Origin of the sequence: Pantoea sp. alder81, assembly GCF_020179835.1 — a bacterium.
GTDB lineage: Bacteria > Pseudomonadota > Gammaproteobacteria > Enterobacterales > Enterobacteriaceae > Pantoea.
The window spans coordinates 1-16,488 of the sequence record NZ_JAIUDA010000007.1; the positions used below are offsets into that span (position 1 = coordinate 1).

The 16,488-nt window shown below is 54.9% G+C and carries 16 protein-coding genes; 3 read left to right on the forward strand and 13 right to left on the reverse strand.

The genetic code is table 11. The features are described 5' to 3' along the window. Window positions 1-287: 287 nt before the first annotated feature. From hemG to pepQ, 4 genes are read right to left on the reverse strand one after another with little or no spacing between them, the layout of a single operon-like run. Window positions 288-824: a menaquinone-dependent protoporphyrinogen IX dehydrogenase gene (gene hemG, locus LBW88_RS18130; protein WP_224933822.1), complete on the reverse strand. Its 537-nt coding sequence runs from the start codon at window positions 822-824 to the stop codon at window positions 288-290. A gap of 18 nt (window positions 825-842) precedes the next feature. Then, window positions 843-2,294, reverse strand: coding sequence for a Trk system potassium transporter TrkH (trkH, locus tag LBW88_RS18135; RefSeq protein WP_034827948.1), 1,452 nt, complete (start codon window positions 2,292-2,294; stop codon window positions 843-845). 26 nt (window positions 2,295-2,320) lie between these two features. Continuing rightward, entirely contained in the window at window positions 2,321-2,938 is a 618-nt protein-coding gene (locus tag LBW88_RS18140; RefSeq protein WP_224933821.1) for an IMPACT family protein, read from the reverse strand. Further along, window positions 2,938-4,269, reverse strand: a complete 1,332-nt coding sequence (gene pepQ, locus LBW88_RS18145; protein ID WP_224933820.1) for a Xaa-Pro dipeptidase — start codon at window positions 4,267-4,269, stop codon at window positions 2,938-2,940. The genes LBW88_RS18140 and pepQ overlap by 1 nt, the downstream gene beginning before the upstream one ends. Window positions 4,270-4,455: 186 nt before the next feature. Here pepQ and fadB point away from each other — a divergent pair, with 186 nt between their 5' ends. Together fadB and fadA are read left to right on the forward strand one after the other, a co-directional pair. Beyond that, window positions 4,456-6,639, forward strand: a complete 2,184-nt coding sequence (gene fadB, locus LBW88_RS18150) for a fatty acid oxidation complex subunit alpha FadB (RefSeq protein WP_224933819.1) — start codon at window positions 4,456-4,458, stop codon at window positions 6,637-6,639. 10 nt (window positions 6,640-6,649) lie between these two features. Next, on the forward strand, window positions 6,650-7,813 hold the full coding sequence (fadA, locus tag LBW88_RS18155) for an acetyl-CoA C-acyltransferase FadA (RefSeq protein ID WP_224933818.1): 1,164 nt from the start codon (window positions 6,650-6,652) through the stop codon (window positions 7,811-7,813). 44 nt (window positions 7,814-7,857) lie between these two features. Here fadA and fre read toward each other — a convergent pair whose 3' ends face one another. From fre to pepE, 3 genes are all read right to left on the reverse strand, one after another. After that, window positions 7,858-8,559, reverse strand: coding sequence for an NAD(P)H-flavin reductase (gene fre / locus LBW88_RS18160; RefSeq protein ID WP_224933817.1), 702 nt, complete (start codon window positions 8,557-8,559; stop codon window positions 7,858-7,860). 29 nt (window positions 8,560-8,588) lie between these two features. Further along, a complete protein-coding gene (gene ubiD / locus LBW88_RS18165; protein ID WP_224933816.1) occupies window positions 8,589-10,073 on the reverse strand; it encodes a 4-hydroxy-3-polyprenylbenzoate decarboxylase in 1,485 nt (494 codons plus the stop codon). 74 nt (window positions 10,074-10,147) lie between these two features. Further along, the gene (gene pepE / locus LBW88_RS18170; RefSeq protein ID WP_224933815.1) at window positions 10,148-10,879 is read right to left on the reverse strand and encodes a dipeptidase PepE; all 732 of its coding nucleotides are present in this window, start codon (window positions 10,877-10,879) and stop codon (window positions 10,148-10,150) included. Window positions 10,880-11,095: 216 nt separating this feature from the next. Between pepE and rfaH the strand changes: the two genes are divergently transcribed. Further along, window positions 11,096-11,584, forward strand: a complete 489-nt coding sequence (gene rfaH / locus LBW88_RS18175; protein WP_034827930.1) for a transcription/translation regulatory transformer protein RfaH — start codon at window positions 11,096-11,098, stop codon at window positions 11,582-11,584. On the opposite strand, the gene tatD is transcribed toward rfaH, so the two are convergent. The 6 genes from tatD to ubiJ form a co-directional block, all read right to left on the reverse strand. After that, window positions 11,581-12,363 carry a 3'-5' ssDNA/RNA exonuclease TatD gene (tatD, locus tag LBW88_RS18180; RefSeq protein ID WP_224933814.1) on the reverse strand — a complete coding sequence of 261 codons (783 nt, stop codon included), beginning with the start codon at window positions 12,361-12,363 and terminating at the stop codon, window positions 11,581-11,583. The two genes, rfaH and tatD, sit on opposite strands and share 4 nt — an antisense overlap. Before the next feature lie 89 nt (window positions 12,364-12,452). Then, a complete protein-coding gene (gene tatC / locus LBW88_RS18185) occupies window positions 12,453-13,214 on the reverse strand; it encodes a Sec-independent protein translocase subunit TatC (RefSeq protein ID WP_224933813.1) in 762 nt (253 codons plus the stop codon). A gap of 2 nt (window positions 13,215-13,216) precedes the next feature. Beyond that, the gene (tatB, locus tag LBW88_RS18190) at window positions 13,217-13,882 is read right to left on the reverse strand and encodes a Sec-independent protein translocase protein TatB (protein WP_224933812.1); all 666 of its coding nucleotides are present in this window, start codon (window positions 13,880-13,882) and stop codon (window positions 13,217-13,219) included. 9 nt (window positions 13,883-13,891) lie between these two features. Next, a complete protein-coding gene (gene tatA, locus LBW88_RS18195; protein ID WP_038643775.1) occupies window positions 13,892-14,137 on the reverse strand; it encodes a Sec-independent protein translocase subunit TatA in 246 nt (81 codons plus the stop codon). A 110-nt stretch (window positions 14,138-14,247) separates the two neighbouring features. Next, on the reverse strand, window positions 14,248-15,885 hold the full coding sequence (ubiB, locus tag LBW88_RS18200; RefSeq protein WP_224933811.1) for a ubiquinone biosynthesis regulatory protein kinase UbiB: 1,638 nt from the start codon (window positions 15,883-15,885) through the stop codon (window positions 14,248-14,250). Then, window positions 15,882-16,487 carry a ubiquinone biosynthesis protein UbiJ gene (gene ubiJ / locus LBW88_RS18205; protein ID WP_224933810.1) on the reverse strand — a complete coding sequence of 202 codons (606 nt, stop codon included), beginning with the start codon at window positions 16,485-16,487 and terminating at the stop codon, window positions 15,882-15,884. The genes ubiB and ubiJ overlap by 4 nt, the downstream gene beginning before the upstream one ends. Window position 16,488: the final 1 nt, after the last annotated feature.

Here is a 16,488-nt window from a genome sequence, read left to right on the forward strand (position 1 = left end):
TCCTGCGAGTGCCCACACAGATTGTCTGATAAATTGTTAAAGAGCGGTGCAATCAGCGCCTTGGGCTGCTGTTGCGAGGGGCGTATATTACGCTTTCCTCCTTCAGAGTCAAACACTTTTTTCAGCGTTTTATCTGGCGGGATGAATCACTTCACTCCCTGCTGAGCCGCCTGCGTTGCCGCTTTGCCGTCTCAGTGGATGCGCATTATAGGGAGTTGATTCTGGCTGACAAGGGTTTATTGCAAAAAAATGATTGTTCGGCCTAAATTTAGCCACAACGCTCTATTTCACAACGATTTGCCTGGTAACTGCACAAAATCCTGGGCAAAAACGGCCACTTTATTCCAATCAGTGTATTCAACTTCTTTAGACGTATCGGTTTCGCCGCCGGTCATGCGCATAATGAGTTGAATCATGACACGGTCAAACCAGCGATAGCGGGGATAACGCAACGCGCCGGCAAACACCGCACAGCAATCGGGCTGCCAGGGTGACTGCTCCAGAAACTTGTGCGTATAGGCGTTGGTTGCTGGCGTGCATTTATCTGCTTTGCGCGCCGTGAGGTTAACACTGAAGAAGCCAGTAACGCGCTGTTGCAGCTCTACCTTATATTGAGTGACAAACTTCAACAGCACCGGATGGAAATGTCCGTAACGGATTGAAGCGCCAATCAGCACGCGATCATACTGTGACCACTCAACCTTCTGTACTTCCAGTAAATCAATCACGTCACACAGCTGCTGCGGCGCTAACGTCTGTGCAATGCGCGCCGCGATCTCACGGGTTTGCCCATCGCGGCTGGAATAAAGAATCAATGCTTTCATTAGATAATCCTGTTTCTCTTATTCACGCCAGAAGGTCGGGGTGAACAGTACCAGCAGGGTGAACACCTCAAGGCGCCCAAACAGCATGGTCAAAATCAAAATCCACTTAGCGACGTCATTCATAGACGTGAAGTTATCCGCTACGACACCTAAGCCTGGGCCGAGGTTATTCAGCGTCGCGGCAACCGCAGCGAAAGCCGAGAAGTCATCAACGCCCGTCGCGATAATCGCCAGCATGCTGAGTAGGAACACCAGCGCATAAGCAGAGAAGAATCCCCATACCGCTTCAAGGATACGCTCCGGCAGTGCGCGATTGCCCAACTTGATGGTGTAGACCGCATTGGGATGCACCAAACGCTTTAGCTCACGCGAGCCCTGCTTGAACAGCAATAAGATACGAATCACTTTCAGGCCACCGCCGGTCGAACCGGCCATGCCACCAATAAAAGCAGAACAGAGCAGCAGCACCGGCAAGAACAGCGGCCAACGTGCGATGCTATCGGTGGTAAAGCCTGCGGTGGTCGCCATCGACACCACCTGGAAAAAAGCCTGGTTCAATGTTTGCCAACCGCTGGCATAGACGTTGTGGAACCACAGTACTACCGTACAGATCAGCACTAACGTGAGCTGCACGCCAATAAACATGCGAAATTCGGGATCGCGCCAGTAAACTTTGAGGCTTCGACCGCTTAATAAAGAGAAATGCAGGCCATAATTACAGCCCGAAATCAGCAGGAATACCGCCACGATGGTATTGATGGTAGGACTGTTGAAGTAGCCGATACTCGCATCATGTGTAGAAAAGCCACCAATCGCGATGGTGGAGAAACTGTGGCCAATGGCATCAAACACCGGCATGCCCGCCAACCACAACGCCACCGCACACGCCACGGTGAGCAACACGTAGATCAACCACAGCGTTTTAGCCGTTTCGGCAATACGCGGGCGCATTTTGTTGTCCTTCAGCGGCCCCGGCATTTCAGCGCGATAAAGCTGCATGCCTCCGACGCCAAGGATAGGCAAGATCGCCACCGCTAATACGATGATCCCCATACCGCCCAGCCACTGCAGCATCTGGCGATAAAACAGAATCGCTTTCGGTAGCGTATCAAGGCCAACGAGTGTAGTCGCACCGGTGGTCGTCAACCCAGAAAAGGATTCAAAGAAGGCATCGGTAACCGAAAGGTGCGGCTGTTCGGCAAAAATGAAGGGCATCGCACCCACACTGCCCAGCACCGTCCAGAACAGCACCACAATCAAAAACCCTTCGCGCGGTTTAAGCTCGGTTTTCTTCTTGCGATTCGGCCACCACAACAGCGAGCCAATCACAATCGCCATCATAAATGTCTGGCTAAACGCACGTCCGGCGCCATCGCGATAAATTAAAGCCACCAGCCCTGGTAGGATCATGGTTACCGAGAATAAAATCACCAACAGGCCCACGATGCGGGTAATGGCGCGAAAATGCATTCAGCCGTTCCTTTAAACAGATGCTTTTAGTTGTCCAGCGGGATGAGCGTCAGCGCGCCCCGGCTGTAATCAGAAAGGTTTTGCCGAAAGCCATCGATCTGCGGATGCGGCAACGCCAGACGTAGCGCAATACGATCCTGATAATGGCTCTCTTCGATGATGCCGTCAAAACGTTGCAACAGGCGCTCGATATCACTTAACTGGGCATAATCACATTGCAGGGTAAAAGATTGCATCGGCACTTTACGCCCGCGCGTCAGTTGCTTCAGCCCCTGCTGCACGCCGCCGCCATACGCTTTCACTAACCCGCCGGTACCCAGCATGATGCCGCCATAGTAGCGCACCACCACAGCGGTAATTTCTCCCACGCCACTGCCCATCAGCTGTGCCAGCATCGGTTTGCCTGCCGTACCGGAAGGCTCGCCATCATCGGAAAACCCCAGCTGCTGCGAATCATCCGGCGCACCGGCAACCCACGCCCAACAATGATGACGAGCTGCTGGATGCTCCTGCTTGATCTGCTGCACAAAGGCGCGTGCAGCATCAACGCCATCGGTATGCGCCAGATAAGTAATAAAGCGACTTTTCTTGATGGTTTCCTCGCTGAGGCTAACGGCCTCAGCGGGAATATCATAAGCATCCATCAGGCCAGATGCAGATCGCGCGTCATGTTTTCAACGCGATTAGCGTGGATCACCACATTATCTTCGATACGAATACCACCGTACGGTTTCAATGCGTCGATCGCCTGCCAGTCAAAGTACTGGCTGTACTTACCACCGCGCAGTTTCGCCAGCAGTGAATCGATAATGTAGAAACCTGGCTCGATGGTCAGCACCATGCCCGGTTCCAGCACGCGAGTACAACGCAGGTAAGGATATTGCGACGGTGCCGCCAGGTGCGTGCCGTTATCATCCTGCATAAAGCCTGCGACGTCATGCACCTGCAAGCCCAGCGGATGTCCCAAACCGTGCGGCATAAACGGACCGGTCAGGTCTTCCGCCACCAGCGTCTCTTCGGTCAGGCCTTTAACCAGATCGAACTTCAACAATAGACGTGCAATACGCTGATGCATTTGCAGATGGTAATCGGTGTAGCGCACGCCCGCTTTCAGCGTAGCAATCAGAGACAGCTCTTCTTTATTCATCGCCTCAACCATCTCGGCATAGCGCGATTTGCTTTGAGCTGCATAGCTGCGCGTCAGGTCTGCGGCATAACCAAGGTATTCCGCACCCGCATCAATCAGGAAACTGTGGCGCTTTGCCGGTGGCTGATGGTCGAGTTTGGTGTAGTGCAGCACCGCAGCATGTTCGTTGAGCGCGATGATATTGCCGTAGGGCACATCTGTATCACGATGGCCAGTCGCAGTCAGATACGCCTGGTTGATATCGAACTCGCTCATTCCCGAGAAGAACGCCTCTTTCGCCGCACGATGCCCCGCTACCGCCAGCTTCTGCGCTTCACGCATACAAGTCAGCTCATAATCAGTTTTAATGCTGCGATGGTAATGAAGGAAGTCGATCACGCCTTTTGGATTCACACGGTCGCTATTAATACCCAACTGCGTAGCGCGGGATGGCACAGGTCCGATATACGCCACATTGTCGCGCTGAGCAGGCAACAGTTGCGCAATCTCATCGGCATCTTTCAGCCCCACCACCTCAACATCCTGAGTCCAGAAGCTGTTGGGCAATGGCTCGACGTTGTGCCAGTAATCCACTGGAGAGTAGAACCACAGTTTTGGCTTGTTAACGCCATCGATCCATAACCAGCAGTTTGGCACCTGCGTCACTGGCACCCAGGCCTTGAATTGCGGATTCACCTTAAACGGGTAGTCGTGATCGTCGAGGAAAACGGTCAACAGCTCGCCAGAGTGAATCAACATCGCATCAAGTTTAAAGCGTGCCAGCACCTGTTGCGCTCGCTGTTGCAGCGTATTGATATGCGCGTGATACAGGGTTTTCAGTGAATCCATGGACTTGTCTCCGATATCGCGAAATTGGCCGCAGTGTAGCACAGCCTCAAGTCTGTTGCCGTGCTGCACTCGCTGTGATCGGCGTATCAAATAAGCAAAGACTCGTTTGCAAAAAATTAACATGCCGCCCACACTCCAACTCATCTGGTATGACCAGATCACCTTTCGCGGTTTCAGGAGACGGACATGCTCTACCAAGGCGATACCCTTTCAGTTCACTGGCTTGACGCTGGCATTGCCGAGCTAATTTTCGATGCCCCCGGCTCAGTGAACAAACTCGATACCAAAACAGTTGCCTCTTTGGGCGAAGCGCTCAGCGTGCTGGAGCAACAGCCCGAATTGCGCGGCTTACTGCTCACCTCGGCTAAACCGGCATTTATTGTTGGTGCCGATATCACTGAATTCCTGTCGCTGTTTGATGCGCCAGAAGAGAAGCTGAGCCAGTGGCTGGCGTTTGCCAACAGCATCTTCAATCGCCTGGAAGATTTGCCAGTGCCGACCATCGCTGCCATTGACGGCTACGCGCTGGGCGGCGGCTGCGAATGTGTGCTGGCGACGGATTTCCGTGTTGCTACACCGGCCGCCCGCATTGGCTTGCCGGAAACCAAACTGGGCATCATGCCGGGCTTCGGCGGCAGCGTGCGCTTGCCGCGTTTACTCGGTGCCGATAGCGCACTGGAGATCATCGCCGCCGGCAAAGATGTTGATGGCACCAGCGCTCTGCAACTCGGTTTGGTCGATGCCGTGGTGAGCAGCGACAAACTGCGCGCGGCAGCGATCACCATGTTGCTGGATGCGATGGCACAAGGCAGTTGGCAGGCGCGCCGCGCACCTAAGCTAGCACCTCTTAAGCTCAGCCCGATTGAAGCAGCAATGAGCTTCACCATTGCCAAAAGTATGGTGATGCAAACGGCTGGCAAGCATTATCCTGCGCCTATCACTGCGGTGAAAACCATTGAGGCCGCAGCAAGCCTGGGTCGCGACGATGCCTTGAAACTGGAAACCGCTGCCTTCGTGCCGCTGGCGCAAAGCGATGTGGCGCGGGCGCTGGTCGGCATCTTCCTGAACGATCAGTATGTCAAAGGCCTGGCGAAGAAACACAGCAGCGCAGCCGGTGCACCGCAGCAAGCCGCCGTGTTGGGTGCTGGCATCATGGGTGGTGGCATTGCCTATCAGTCGGCATGGAAAGGTGTGCCGGTGAAAATGAAAGACATTAATCCGCAGGCACTGACGCTGGGCATGACAGAAGCCAGTAACTTACTCAATAAGCAGCTGGAACGCGGCAAGATTAACGGCGCCAAACTGGCGAGCGTACTCACGACGATTCAACCCACGCTGGATTACGCCGGTTTCGAACGCGCTGATGTCGTGGTCGAGGCGGTGGTTGAGAATCCGCACATCAAGGCCAAAGTGCTGGCAGAAACCGAGCAACATCTGCGCGACGATGCCGTGCTCGCTTCCAACACGTCGACCATCCCGATTAGCCAACTGGCGCAATCACTGCAGCGTCCAGAAAACTTCTGCGGCATGCACTTCTTTAATCCCGTGCCACGCATGCCGCTGGTTGAGGTAATCCGTGGCGAGCAGACCTCAGACGCCACCATCAGTAAAGTAGTGGCCTGGGCCAGCAAGATGGGCAAAACGCCGATCGTGGTGAATGACTGCCCCGGCTTCTTTGTGAACCGTGTGCTGTTCCCCTACTTCGCCGCTTTCAGTCTGCTGCTACGCGATGGCGCCGATTTCCGTCAGATTGATAAGGTGATGGAGAAACAGTTCGGCTGGCCAATGGGCCCGGCCTGGTTACTGGATGTGGTGGGTATCGATACCGCCCATCACGCGCAGCAGGTGATGGCGCAAGGCTTCCCTTCGCGCATGCAGAAGGATTACCGCGACGCCATTGATGTGCTGTTTGAAGCCAAACGCTACGGTCAGAAAAACGGTTTGGGCTTTTATCTTTGGGAGCAGGACAAAAAAGGCAAAGCCCAGAAAAAAGCCGATCCGGCTGTGGATGCGTTGCTGGAACCGATTTGCGAGCCCAAGCGCGTGTTCAGCGACGAGGACATTGCTAACCGCATGATGCTGCCAATGCTCAATGAAGTGGTGCGCTGCCTCGAAGAGAAGATTATCGCCTCACCGGCTGAAGCCGATATGGCGCTGGTGTACGGTCTCGGTTTCCCGCCGTTCCGTGGCGGTGCCTGCCGTTATATGGATACGCTCGGCAACAGCAATCTGGTTGATCAAGCCAAACGATATCTCGCCCTTGGCCCACTGTACGCGTTACCCGAACTGTTAGTGCACAAAGCGCATCAACATCAAAGCTGGTATCCCGCAGCTCAACCAATTGACGAAGCGACACTGCAAAGTGCCTGAGGTAAATAAAATGGAAAAGGTAGTCATCGTTGATGCAGTGCGCACACCAATGGGCCGCTCAAAAGGCGGCGCGTTTCGTCAGGTACGCGCGGAGGATCTCTCAGCACATCTGATGCGCGAGTTGCTGAGCCGCAACCCTGGCGTTGATCCGGCCTCTCTGGATGACATCATCTGGGGCTGTGTGCAGCAGACGCTGGAACAGGGTTTTAACATCGCACGTAACGCGGCACTGCTGGCAGAAATTCCTCATCGCGTCCCCGCCAGCACGGTGAATCGCCTGTGCGGATCATCAATGCAGGCACTGCACGATGCCGCGCGCGCCATTATGGTGGGCGATGCACACAGCTGTTTGATTGGCGGCGTCGAACATATGGGCCATGTGCCAATGAGCCACGGCGTTGATTTCCATCCAGGCCTTGGTCGCACCGTGGCCAAAGCGGCCGGTATGATGGGGTTAACCGCCGAGATGCTCGCCCGCATGCATCACATCACGCGTGAACAGCAGGATGCTTTTGCGCTGCGTTCACATCAGCGCGCCTGGGCCGCGACCCAACGTGGCGATTTCAAACGTGAAATCGTGCCGACCTATGGTCACGATGCCGACGGCGTGTTGAAACGCTATGAAACGGATGAAGTGATTCGCGAAGATACTACGCTGGAAGGGTTGGCTGCGCTGCGTCCCGCGTTTGATCCGGTGAATGGCACCGTCACCGCAGGCACATCTTCAGCGCTCTCCGACGGCGCAGCAGCCATGCTGATCATGAGTGAAAGCCGGGCACGCGAGCTCGGACTGACCCCGCGTGCACGCATCCGCAGCATGGCGGTGGTCGGCTGTGATCCTTCCATAATGGGTTACGGTCCGGTGCCGGCCAGCAAACTGGCGCTGAAACGCGCCGGATTAAGCGTACAGGATATCGATCTGTTCGAGCTTAACGAAGCCTTTGCTGCGCAGACGCTGCCGTGCATTAAGGATTTGGGATTGCTGGACCTGCTTGATGAGAAAGTGAATTTGAATGGCGGCGCAATTGCGCTGGGGCATCCGTTGGGATGTTCTGGAGCACGTATCAGTACGACGTTGCTCAATCTGATGGAACGTCGTGATGCGCAATTTGGTCTCGCGACCATGTGCATTGGCTTAGGCCAGGGCATTGCGACGGTGTTCGAACGCGTTTAATACGTTGATGCACGTGTTCCCGCCCTTTCGGGCGGGCTTTTTACTCAGATGAAGGCAAACGCATCGCCAAACATCTGCGCTTCAACCGCACCACGCTCCGCACAGAAACGCTCGCGCGCAATCTTCGCCATCTCGAAACGACCCGCAATGTAGATATCGTGTTCGCTGAGCGTTTCATAGTCCTGCATCACGGCGGTTAGTACGGTACCGCTGCGTCCTTCCCAACCCTCTGCGGGTTGTTCCACCACCGGAATCACCTTGAGATTAGGATGCTTCACAGCCAATGCATTCAGCTCATCCAGATCGTACAAATGCATCAGTTCACGACCGCCCCAGTAGATGGCGATATCGCGGTCGGGCTGCTGTGCCAGTGCCGTCAGCAGAATTGAGCGTGCATAGGAGAAACCGGTGCCGCCGGCGATCAGAATGATCGGACGATCGCTATCCTCACGCAGCCAGGCATCGCCATGTGGCATATCCACGGTGATTTGACGATCGTTTTTGATACGATCCATCACCGCCATGGCATAGAGGTTAAGATCCGATGCGCCGATGTGCAGTTCAATAATGTCCTTTTCCATCGGCGTTGAGGCCAGTGAAAACGGACGCTTATCGCGCTCATCCATCACCACCATCAGATATTGTCCCGCGCGGAAGTTAAAATCCGCTGCCGGAATCAAACGAACGCGGTAAACCGTGTCCGTGATTGCTTCAACCGAAGTGACTTTGCAGCTTAACGTCGTCATACGTGCCCTTTTTTATGATTCTGCCGCCGTTAACGCTGCGGCGGCTCGGCAAAGATAGCTAACTCATCCCAAATTGCGTCAATGCGCGCGGTCACAGCCGGATCTTTAACAATCGGCGTGCCCCACTCACGGGTGGTTTCACCTGGCCACTTGTTGGTGGCATCGAGTCCCATCTTCGATCCCAAACCGGAAACCGGTGAGGCAAAATCAAGATAGTCGATAGGCGTGTTCTCCACCATCACTGTGTCGCGCGCCGGATCCATGCGCGTGGTAATCGCCCAAATGACATCGTTCCAGTCGCGTGCATTGACATCGTCATCACACACAATCACAAACTTGGTGTACATAAACTGGCGCAGGAAAGACCAGACGCCAAACATCACGCGCTTGGCATGCCCGGCATACTGCTTCTTGATCGTCACTACCGCGAGGCGATACGAGCAACCTTCCGGCGGCAAATAGAAATCGACAATCTCCGGGAACTGCTTGATCAGAATCGGCACCAGCACTTCATTCAGCGCCACACCCAATACTGCAGGTTCATCCGGCGGACGACCGGTATAGGTTGAATGATAAATCGGGTTACGGCGTTGCGTTACGTGCGTCACGGTAAATACCGGGAAGCTATCTACTTCATTGTAGTAGCCGGTGTGATCGCCGTAAGGACCCTCTGGTGCCATATCGCCCGGTTCGATATAACCTTCCAGCACGATTTCCGCGCTGGCAGGCACTTCAAGTTCGTTCGACAGGCACTTCACCACTTCGGTTTTGTTGCCACGCAGCAAACCGGCAAACGCATACTCTGAAAGCGTATCCGGCACCGGCGTTACGGCACCGAGAATCGTGGCCGGATCGGCGCCCAGCGCCACGGATACCGGAAAGCGTTCGCCCGGATGGGCTTTGCACCACTCCTGGAAATCCAGTGCGCCGCCGCGATGCGACAACCAGCGCATGATGAGGCGGTTTTTGCCGATCACCTGCTGGCGATAGATGCCGAGATTCTGGCGCTCTTTGTGCGGCCCACGGGTAACGGTTAAACCCCAGGTAATCAATGGCGCGGCATCGCCAGGCCAGCACTTCATCACCGGAATGCGCGACAGATCGACATCATCACCGCTGAAAACTTCTTCCTGACACGGTGCATTGCGCAGGCGCTTGGTCGGCATATTCAGCACTTGTTTAAACTGCGGCATCTTATCGAACAGATCGCGGAAGCCTTTTGGCGGCTCAGGCTCTTTCAAAAAGGCCAATAGCTTGCCCACTTCGCGCAGGGCACTGACCTCTTCCTGCCCCATGCCCATTGCCACACGCTTGGGTGTGCCGAACAGGTTGCACAGCACGGGCATGTCGTACCCTTTCGGGTTCTCAAACAGCAGCGCCGGACCGCCGGCACGCAGGGTGCGATCGGCAATTTCGGTCATCTCCAGCTCAGGATCGATCTCCTGAGTGATGCGCTTTAACTCGCCGCGCTGCTCCAGCAACGCGAGGAAGTCTCGTAAATCCTGATATTTCATGCGGCGTTAGCTTCCGGCCAGAGTGAATCGGCCATTATAGGTCTGATTCACGCTGGCGTGTTGTGGTTTGTGTATCAAGCTGGCTGGCAGGAGAATGGCACCAGCGACTGGATAGCCAGCACGTCGTGATGTGCAGCAATGGGTTCACCGTGACGGAACACTTTAAAATCTTCGCCACGGGCGCTGTAGTAACGCAGACGATTTTCACTGACGTGCAGGAAACTCGCTTCACGCAGTGCAATGACTGACTCGTGCGGGTTGACCGCACAGAATTCGGCCAGGCGTTCATCACGGGTTTCTCCCATGTGACCACTCACGTGCGCATCCAGATAGTGAGGATTGATCTGTACAGGGAAAAGGCCGAGCGCAGGCAGAACGACACTGCTGCGTACCGGCATATCGTTGGTGGTACGGATTGATGGCGTAGCCACATTGCAACCCGCGCTCCAGCCCACGTATGGCACATCACGTTCGCGCACGGCACGCTGGATCGCCACAATCAGTCCGTGCTCATGCAGCATCTGATTGAGGAACCAGGTGTTGCCGCCACTCACCAGAATCATCTCTGCTTGTTCAATGGCGGCGACCGGCGAGGCGAACTCGTGCACGGTTTTCACTTCAATGCCAAGTGAGTCAGACAGATCCTGGGCACGCTGCGCATGATCGCCACGAATGATGGCATAGGGCACCAGCACGGCCGATGTGATGCCACGCTGCGCAATCATCGCGTGCAGTTGGGGGTGAGCGTAGCTCAGCAGTGGCGCATCATCGGCCACTTTGCCGTTGCTTAATAAGAACAGTTCCATCAGCCAGTCCTTTTTCGAATTCATGCGAAAGATGGGGAACGAGTCTGATACAGATAGTCATCAGCCGTCAATTTTCTTGCAAGAAAGCGTTAATAAGCCGCACCAATCGGAAAAATCGTAGTGATTTTTATTTCACAGCCGCGTTTCCGCTGGCCGATGCGCTATAACTCTGACAACAGGTTTGTTATTCTTAGCGTCCAATATTTGGGAGCAGTTATGGAATCCTGGTACTTACTCTATTGCAAACGTGGGCAGCTGTTGCGCGCGAAAGAGCATCTTGAGCGGCAAGAGGTGAATTGCCTCAGCCCAATGATCGCTCTGGAAAAGATTGTGCGTGGCAAACGCACCACGGTGAGTGAGCCATTGTTCCCCAACTATCTGTTTATCGAGTTCGATCCGGAAGCGATTCACACCACCACTATCAGTAGCACGCGCGGCGTCAGCCACTTCGTCCGCTTTGGCACTCAACCCGCCACCGTTTCCAGTGACGTGATTGAAGCGCTGCAAACCGATGTGCCGCAAATAATGCTGGATCCCGAGACGCCACAAAGCGGTGATGAAGTGATCATCACCGAAGGGACCTTTGAAGGGCTGCGTGCGATCTTTGCCGAGCCGGATGGCGAAACCCGCTCTGTGTTACTGCTCAACCTGCTCAACAAGCAAGTGATGCGCAGTGTCGACAACAAACAGTTCCGGAAGCTTTAGGCCAGTTTAAACAGCTGACGCGCATTATGATTGAGCTGCGCACCCAGCGTTTCCGCCTCTTCCCCACGCCATTTCGCCACCTGCTGCACGATATGCGGCAGGAAACACGGCTCGTTACGGCGTGAAGGCGGACGCGGATGCATGTCACGCGGCAGCAGATAAGGCGCGTCCGTTTCCAGCAACAGACGTTCGGTTGGGATCAGCGGCAGCATCTCGCGTAGTTCCAGACCACGGCGTTCATCGCACACCCAGCCCGTAATCCCCACCGATAAGCCCAGCGCCAGGCATGACTCCAGTTCGTCACGTGTGCCGGTAAAACAGTGCACCACCGCGCCCGTTAATTTCGGCAGCCAGGGCTCTAACACCGCAACAAAACGGTCATGCGCTTCACGGCAGTGAAGAAATACCGGCAACTGCAACTCTGCCGCAAGCGCCAGTTGCGCTTCAAAAGCGTACTCCTGCTGATCGTGCGCAGAGAGGTTGCGGTTAAAATCGAGTCCGCATTCGCCAATCGCCACCACTTGCTCATGCTCGGCCAAACGGCGCAGCGTATTGGCTGTGTCCGCTGACCATTCACTGGCATGATGCGGGTGCACCCCGGCCGTTGACCAGCAGTAGCCCACGTGTTGTGCCGCGAGCTGTCGCGCCTGCTGACTTTCCAACGCATTGGTGCCCGTAATGAGCAGGCCGGTGACGCCTGCTTCGCGCGCACGTTTCACAACCTGCTCGCGATCTTTTGCGAATTGCGTGCTGGTCAGGTTTACACCGATATCAAACATAGTTCTTCCCAAATAAAAACCGCCCAATTTCGGGCGGCTTAGATTCATCATCATCCCGCTCGCTTGCGGGATGCCCTGCTTAAAGGACATCAGGATTCGGTGTTCTGTTCCTCATCCTCTGATGCTTTGCGCCCTTTACCCACATAATAGCGAGAGAAGAATACGCCGACTTCAAACAGGCAGTACATCGGAATAGCGAGCAAAGTTTGCGAGAAAACGTCCGGCGGTGTGAGCAACATCCCAACAACGAATGCGCCAACCAGCATGTAAGGACGTTTCTTACGCAAATCATCTGGCGACGTAATCCCGGTCCAGCACAGCAGCACAATCGCAATCGGCACCTCAAACGCGACACCAAACGCCATGAAAATGGTCATGACGAAGTCGAGGTAGTTGGTGATATCGGTGGCGATGGTCACGCCCTGCGGGGCGGTTTTGGCGAAGAAGCCAAACGCCAGCGGGAATACGATGAAGTACGCGAAGGCCACGCCAACGTAGAACAGCAAGGTACTGGAGAACAGTAAAGGCATCACCAGCTTACGCTCATGGCGATACAGCGCCGGTGCCACAAACGCCCACACCTGGTACAAAATCACTGGCACGGCAAGAAACACCGAAACGATGATAGTGAGCTTAATTGGGGTGAAGAACGGTGAAGCAACATCGGTGGCAATCATGCTGGCGCCGGCCGGCATCTGGCTAATCAGTGGCGAGGCCACCAAGTGATAGATGTCGTTGGCGAAATAAACCAGGCACAAAAAGATAGCAAACACCGCAATAATGCAGTTCAGCAGACGCTTACGCAGCTCAATCAGGTGGCTGATGAGCGGTTGGGTATCTTCAACGGCCATGTTTATCTTTCATCTTTTACGGTGGGAGTGGGCGTCGCATTCTGCGCGGTATTAACAGGTGCCGCAGCCTCTGCTGTTACCGGTTGAGGAGCCTGAGCCGGTGCGCTAGCCTGATGCTGTGCCGCCACTGGCTGAGGTGCCTGAGCCGGTGCGCTAGCCTGATGCTGTGCCGCCGCTGGCTGAGATGCCTGAGCCTGTGAGCTTGACTGATGGTCTGCTGCCACTGGCTGAGGGGCCTGAGTCGGTGAGCTGGCCTGATGCTCTGCCGCCGCTGTCGTCACCGGAGGCTGGCTTACCGGCGCAGAAGGAGTCTCGGCAGGCTGCGATTGATGAATCGTGTTCGCTTCATCTTCCGCCTTCTCGATATCGATGCTCTGCTGCACAGAACGCTTCATCGAATCGGCGGTTTTACGCAACTCTTCCATCGACTCTTTCAGTTCCGGTGACAGTGAGCCACGGCCCGCTTCTTCGACTTTTTTCAGGCTGTCCTGCAACTCCTGCAGTTTCAGCTCCTGCGCCAGTTCGTTCTGCACATTCGCGGCCAGCGAGCGAATCGCCCGAATCCAGCCCACGACGGTTTTCACCGCAACCGGTAATCGTTGCGGGCCAAGAACAATCAGCCCGATAACGAACACCAATACCAGTTCACTAAAACCAATATCGAACACAGTTAACCCTTACTTGTCCCGGGCGTCGTCTTTGCTTGCCGAGGTTTGCTGTTTGTCTGCCAGAGTCTTGGCGTTGAAGTCAGCATCCTGCTCTTTCGGTTGATCCTTTTTGTCGTCTTCATCGCCCATGGCTTTTTTGAAGCCACGAATGGAAGAACCCAAATCCGAACCCAGGTTGCGAAGTTTATTGGTACCGAACAGAAGTACAACAATGACGGCAATGATTAACAATTGCCAAATACTGATACCGCCCATGAGATATGCCTCTAATATTCTGTGAAAAACTCTGAATTGAAACGCACAGAAAGCCCGTATGAATTCGGGCTTTAGCCTGCGACATTACGCGATTTGCACCAGGCAAACAATCAGTTTGTCTTGCGCCAGCCTATCAGCCAGGTGACGATGCCAGCGGCCATTAATAGCGCCGGGAAGAAATCCCAGTCGGGTCGACTTAACAGCACCGCGGTGCCACTTAATAACAGTGTAGCCCCTACGCCAAACAGATAACGAGCCTTGTGATGGCGCGTGCGTTGGGCATTCATATCGCTGACAAGTTTATCGACGCTGTGCTGCAATAATTTATGCTGTCGCATGCTGTCGTAGAACAGCTCCGGCAGTTCTGGCAGCTTCTCGGCCCAGAACGGCGCCTTCTCTTTCACTGCACGCAGAATCGCTGGAATACCGATTTGATCTTTGATCCACTCTTCCAGGAACGGCTTCGCGGTTTTCCACAGGTCGAGCTGCGGATAGAGCTGACGGCCAATGCCTTCGATGTAGAGCAGCGTTTTCTGTAACAGCACCAGCTGCGGCTGCACTTCCATATTGAAGCGGCGCGCGGTGTTGAACAGGTTTAGCAGCACGTGACCAAAAGAGATCTCAGCCAGCGGCTTTTCAAAAATCGGCTCGCAAACGGTACGAATGGCGAACTCAAAATCTTCTACATTGGTATCCGGTGGAACCCAGCCCGAATCCACGTGCAGTTCCGCCACTTTGCGGTAGTCACGGTTAAAGAAGGCGATGAAGTTTTCCGCCAGATAGCGCTTATCTTCTTTATTCAGCGAGCCGACAATACCGCAGTCAATCGCGATGTATTGCGGATCTTCTGGATGGTCATAACTGACGAAGATGTTGCCGGGATGCATGTCAGCATGGAAGAAGCTATCGCGGAACACCTGGGTGAAGAACACCTGCACGCCACGCTCTGCCAGCAGCTTCATGTTGACGCCATGCTTCTCCAGCGTCGCCACATCAGAAATCGGAATGCCGTAAATGCGCTCCATCACCATCATCGATTCGCTGCAGTAATCCGAGAACACTTCCGGCACATACAGCATCGGGCTCTGATCAAAGTTACGACGCAGCTGAATGGCATTCGCCGATTCGCGCAGCAGATTGAGTTCATCAATCAGGGTCTTTTCGTAATCGCGCACCACTTCAACCGGGCGCAGACGACGGCCATCCGGCATTAGGCGAGGAACCCAATGCGCCATACGGTAAATTAACTTCATGTCGGCTTTGATGACCGGCAGGATGTCCGGGCGAATCACTTTGATCACCACGTCACGGCCGTTAGACTTCAGCGTGGCAGTATGGACCTGCGCAATCGAAGCAGATGCCAGCGGCTTGATATCAAAATCGTCAAACCAGGTATCAACCGGGCCGCCAATCGCTTGTTCAATCTGCTGTTGAGCTTTCAGACCATCAAAAGGCGCGACACGGTCCTGCAATACCGCCAGTTCATCGGCAATGGCCGGCGGGAAGAGATCGCGGCGCGTCGACAGCATTTGGCCAAACTTGATCCAGACCGGGCCAAGCTGCTCCATCGCCAGACGAATACGCACGCCCGTCGATTCATTTTTATGCTTGTTGGGGATCCAGAAAATACAACGTCGCCAGATACGAAGCGGCAACGTGATGCGCATGTGGGGGATCAGTTCATCAAGTCCATAGGTGAGGAAGATCTTGATGATGAAGTATAAGCGCCGAATTTCTCCCAGCGTCATTTCGCCTCCAGCTGTGCTAAACGCGTTTCAAACGCATTGAGCGAACGTTCCATCGCTTCGACCTCTTCACAGAACCACGCCAGTTCCAGTGCACCGGGCGCAACCCGCCACTCTTCGGTCAGCACCTGTCCAACATAATCCTGCCGACGCGTGACCTGCTTCTGCACGAATTTCAGGGCATTTTGCGCGGCCTGACTGACGCCCTGCGCGGCAATGTCGCCAATCCACGGTGCCAGATACTCAGCCGGGTCGAGTTCGGCGAGATCCATCAGCGCGGAGAATTGCTGAACCACTTGCAGATCGCCTTCCACATCCAGCTCACCGCTCCGGATCAAGCTGGTCAGCTGCTGGCGATCGCGCAGTTTTGGCAGGGTGCTGAGGCGCAGGCTGACACTGCAATCGCTGCTGTCCTGCCAGTCACTCAGCACGTCCAGCTGTGATTCGCTAAACACCAGCACCAGCGGGAAGTCCAGCTCCTGCAGACGCAGCAGCAACACCTTACCCACCAGACGCTGACGCGCGGATTTCAGGCTGCGATCACGATAGAGAACACGATTAAGGGCGGTTTCAAGACCGCCCGTGATAAGCGGGGTAAAAGTCATG

What these genes read in the sequence shown, in the direction of transcription:
- hemG (WP_224933822.1), bottom strand. Translation starts at nt 824, where the DNA reads ATGAAAGCATTGATTCTTTATTCCAGCCGCGATGGGCAAACCCGTGAG.
- trkH (WP_034827948.1), bottom strand. Translation starts at nt 2,294, where the DNA reads ATGCATTTTCGCGCCATTACCCGCATCGTGGGCCTGTTGGTGATTTTA.
- LBW88_RS18140 (WP_224933821.1), bottom strand. Translation starts at nt 2,938, where the DNA reads ATGGATGCTTATGATATTCCCGCTGAGGCCGTTAGCCTCAGCGAGGAA.
- pepQ (WP_224933820.1), bottom strand. Translation starts at nt 4,269, where the DNA reads ATGGATTCACTGAAAACCCTGTATCACGCGCATATCAATACGCTGCAA.
- fadB (WP_224933819.1), top strand. Translation starts at nt 4,456, where the DNA reads ATGCTCTACCAAGGCGATACCCTTTCAGTTCACTGGCTTGACGCTGGC.
- fadA (WP_224933818.1), top strand. Translation starts at nt 6,650, where the DNA reads ATGGAAAAGGTAGTCATCGTTGATGCAGTGCGCACACCAATGGGCCGC.
- fre (WP_224933817.1), bottom strand. Translation starts at nt 8,559, where the DNA reads ATGACGACGTTAAGCTGCAAAGTCACTTCGGTTGAAGCAATCACGGAC.
- ubiD (WP_224933816.1), bottom strand. Translation starts at nt 10,073, where the DNA reads ATGAAATATCAGGATTTACGAGACTTCCTCGCGTTGCTGGAGCAGCGC.
- pepE (WP_224933815.1), bottom strand. Translation starts at nt 10,879, where the DNA reads ATGGAACTGTTCTTATTAAGCAACGGCAAAGTGGCCGATGATGCGCCA.
- rfaH (WP_034827930.1), top strand. Translation starts at nt 11,096, where the DNA reads ATGGAATCCTGGTACTTACTCTATTGCAAACGTGGGCAGCTGTTGCGC.
- tatD (WP_224933814.1), bottom strand. Translation starts at nt 12,363, where the DNA reads ATGTTTGATATCGGTGTAAACCTGACCAGCACGCAATTCGCAAAAGAT.
- tatC (WP_224933813.1), bottom strand. Translation starts at nt 13,214, where the DNA reads ATGGCCGTTGAAGATACCCAACCGCTCATCAGCCACCTGATTGAGCTG.
- tatA (WP_038643775.1), bottom strand. Translation starts at nt 14,137, where the DNA reads ATGGGCGGTATCAGTATTTGGCAATTGTTAATCATTGCCGTCATTGTT.
- ubiB (WP_224933811.1), bottom strand. Translation starts at nt 15,885, where the DNA reads ATGACGCTGGGAGAAATTCGGCGCTTATACTTCATCATCAAGATCTTC.
- ubiJ (WP_224933810.1), bottom strand. Translation starts at nt 16,487, where the DNA reads ATGACTTTTACCCCGCTTATCACGGGCGGTCTTGAAACCGCCCTTAAT.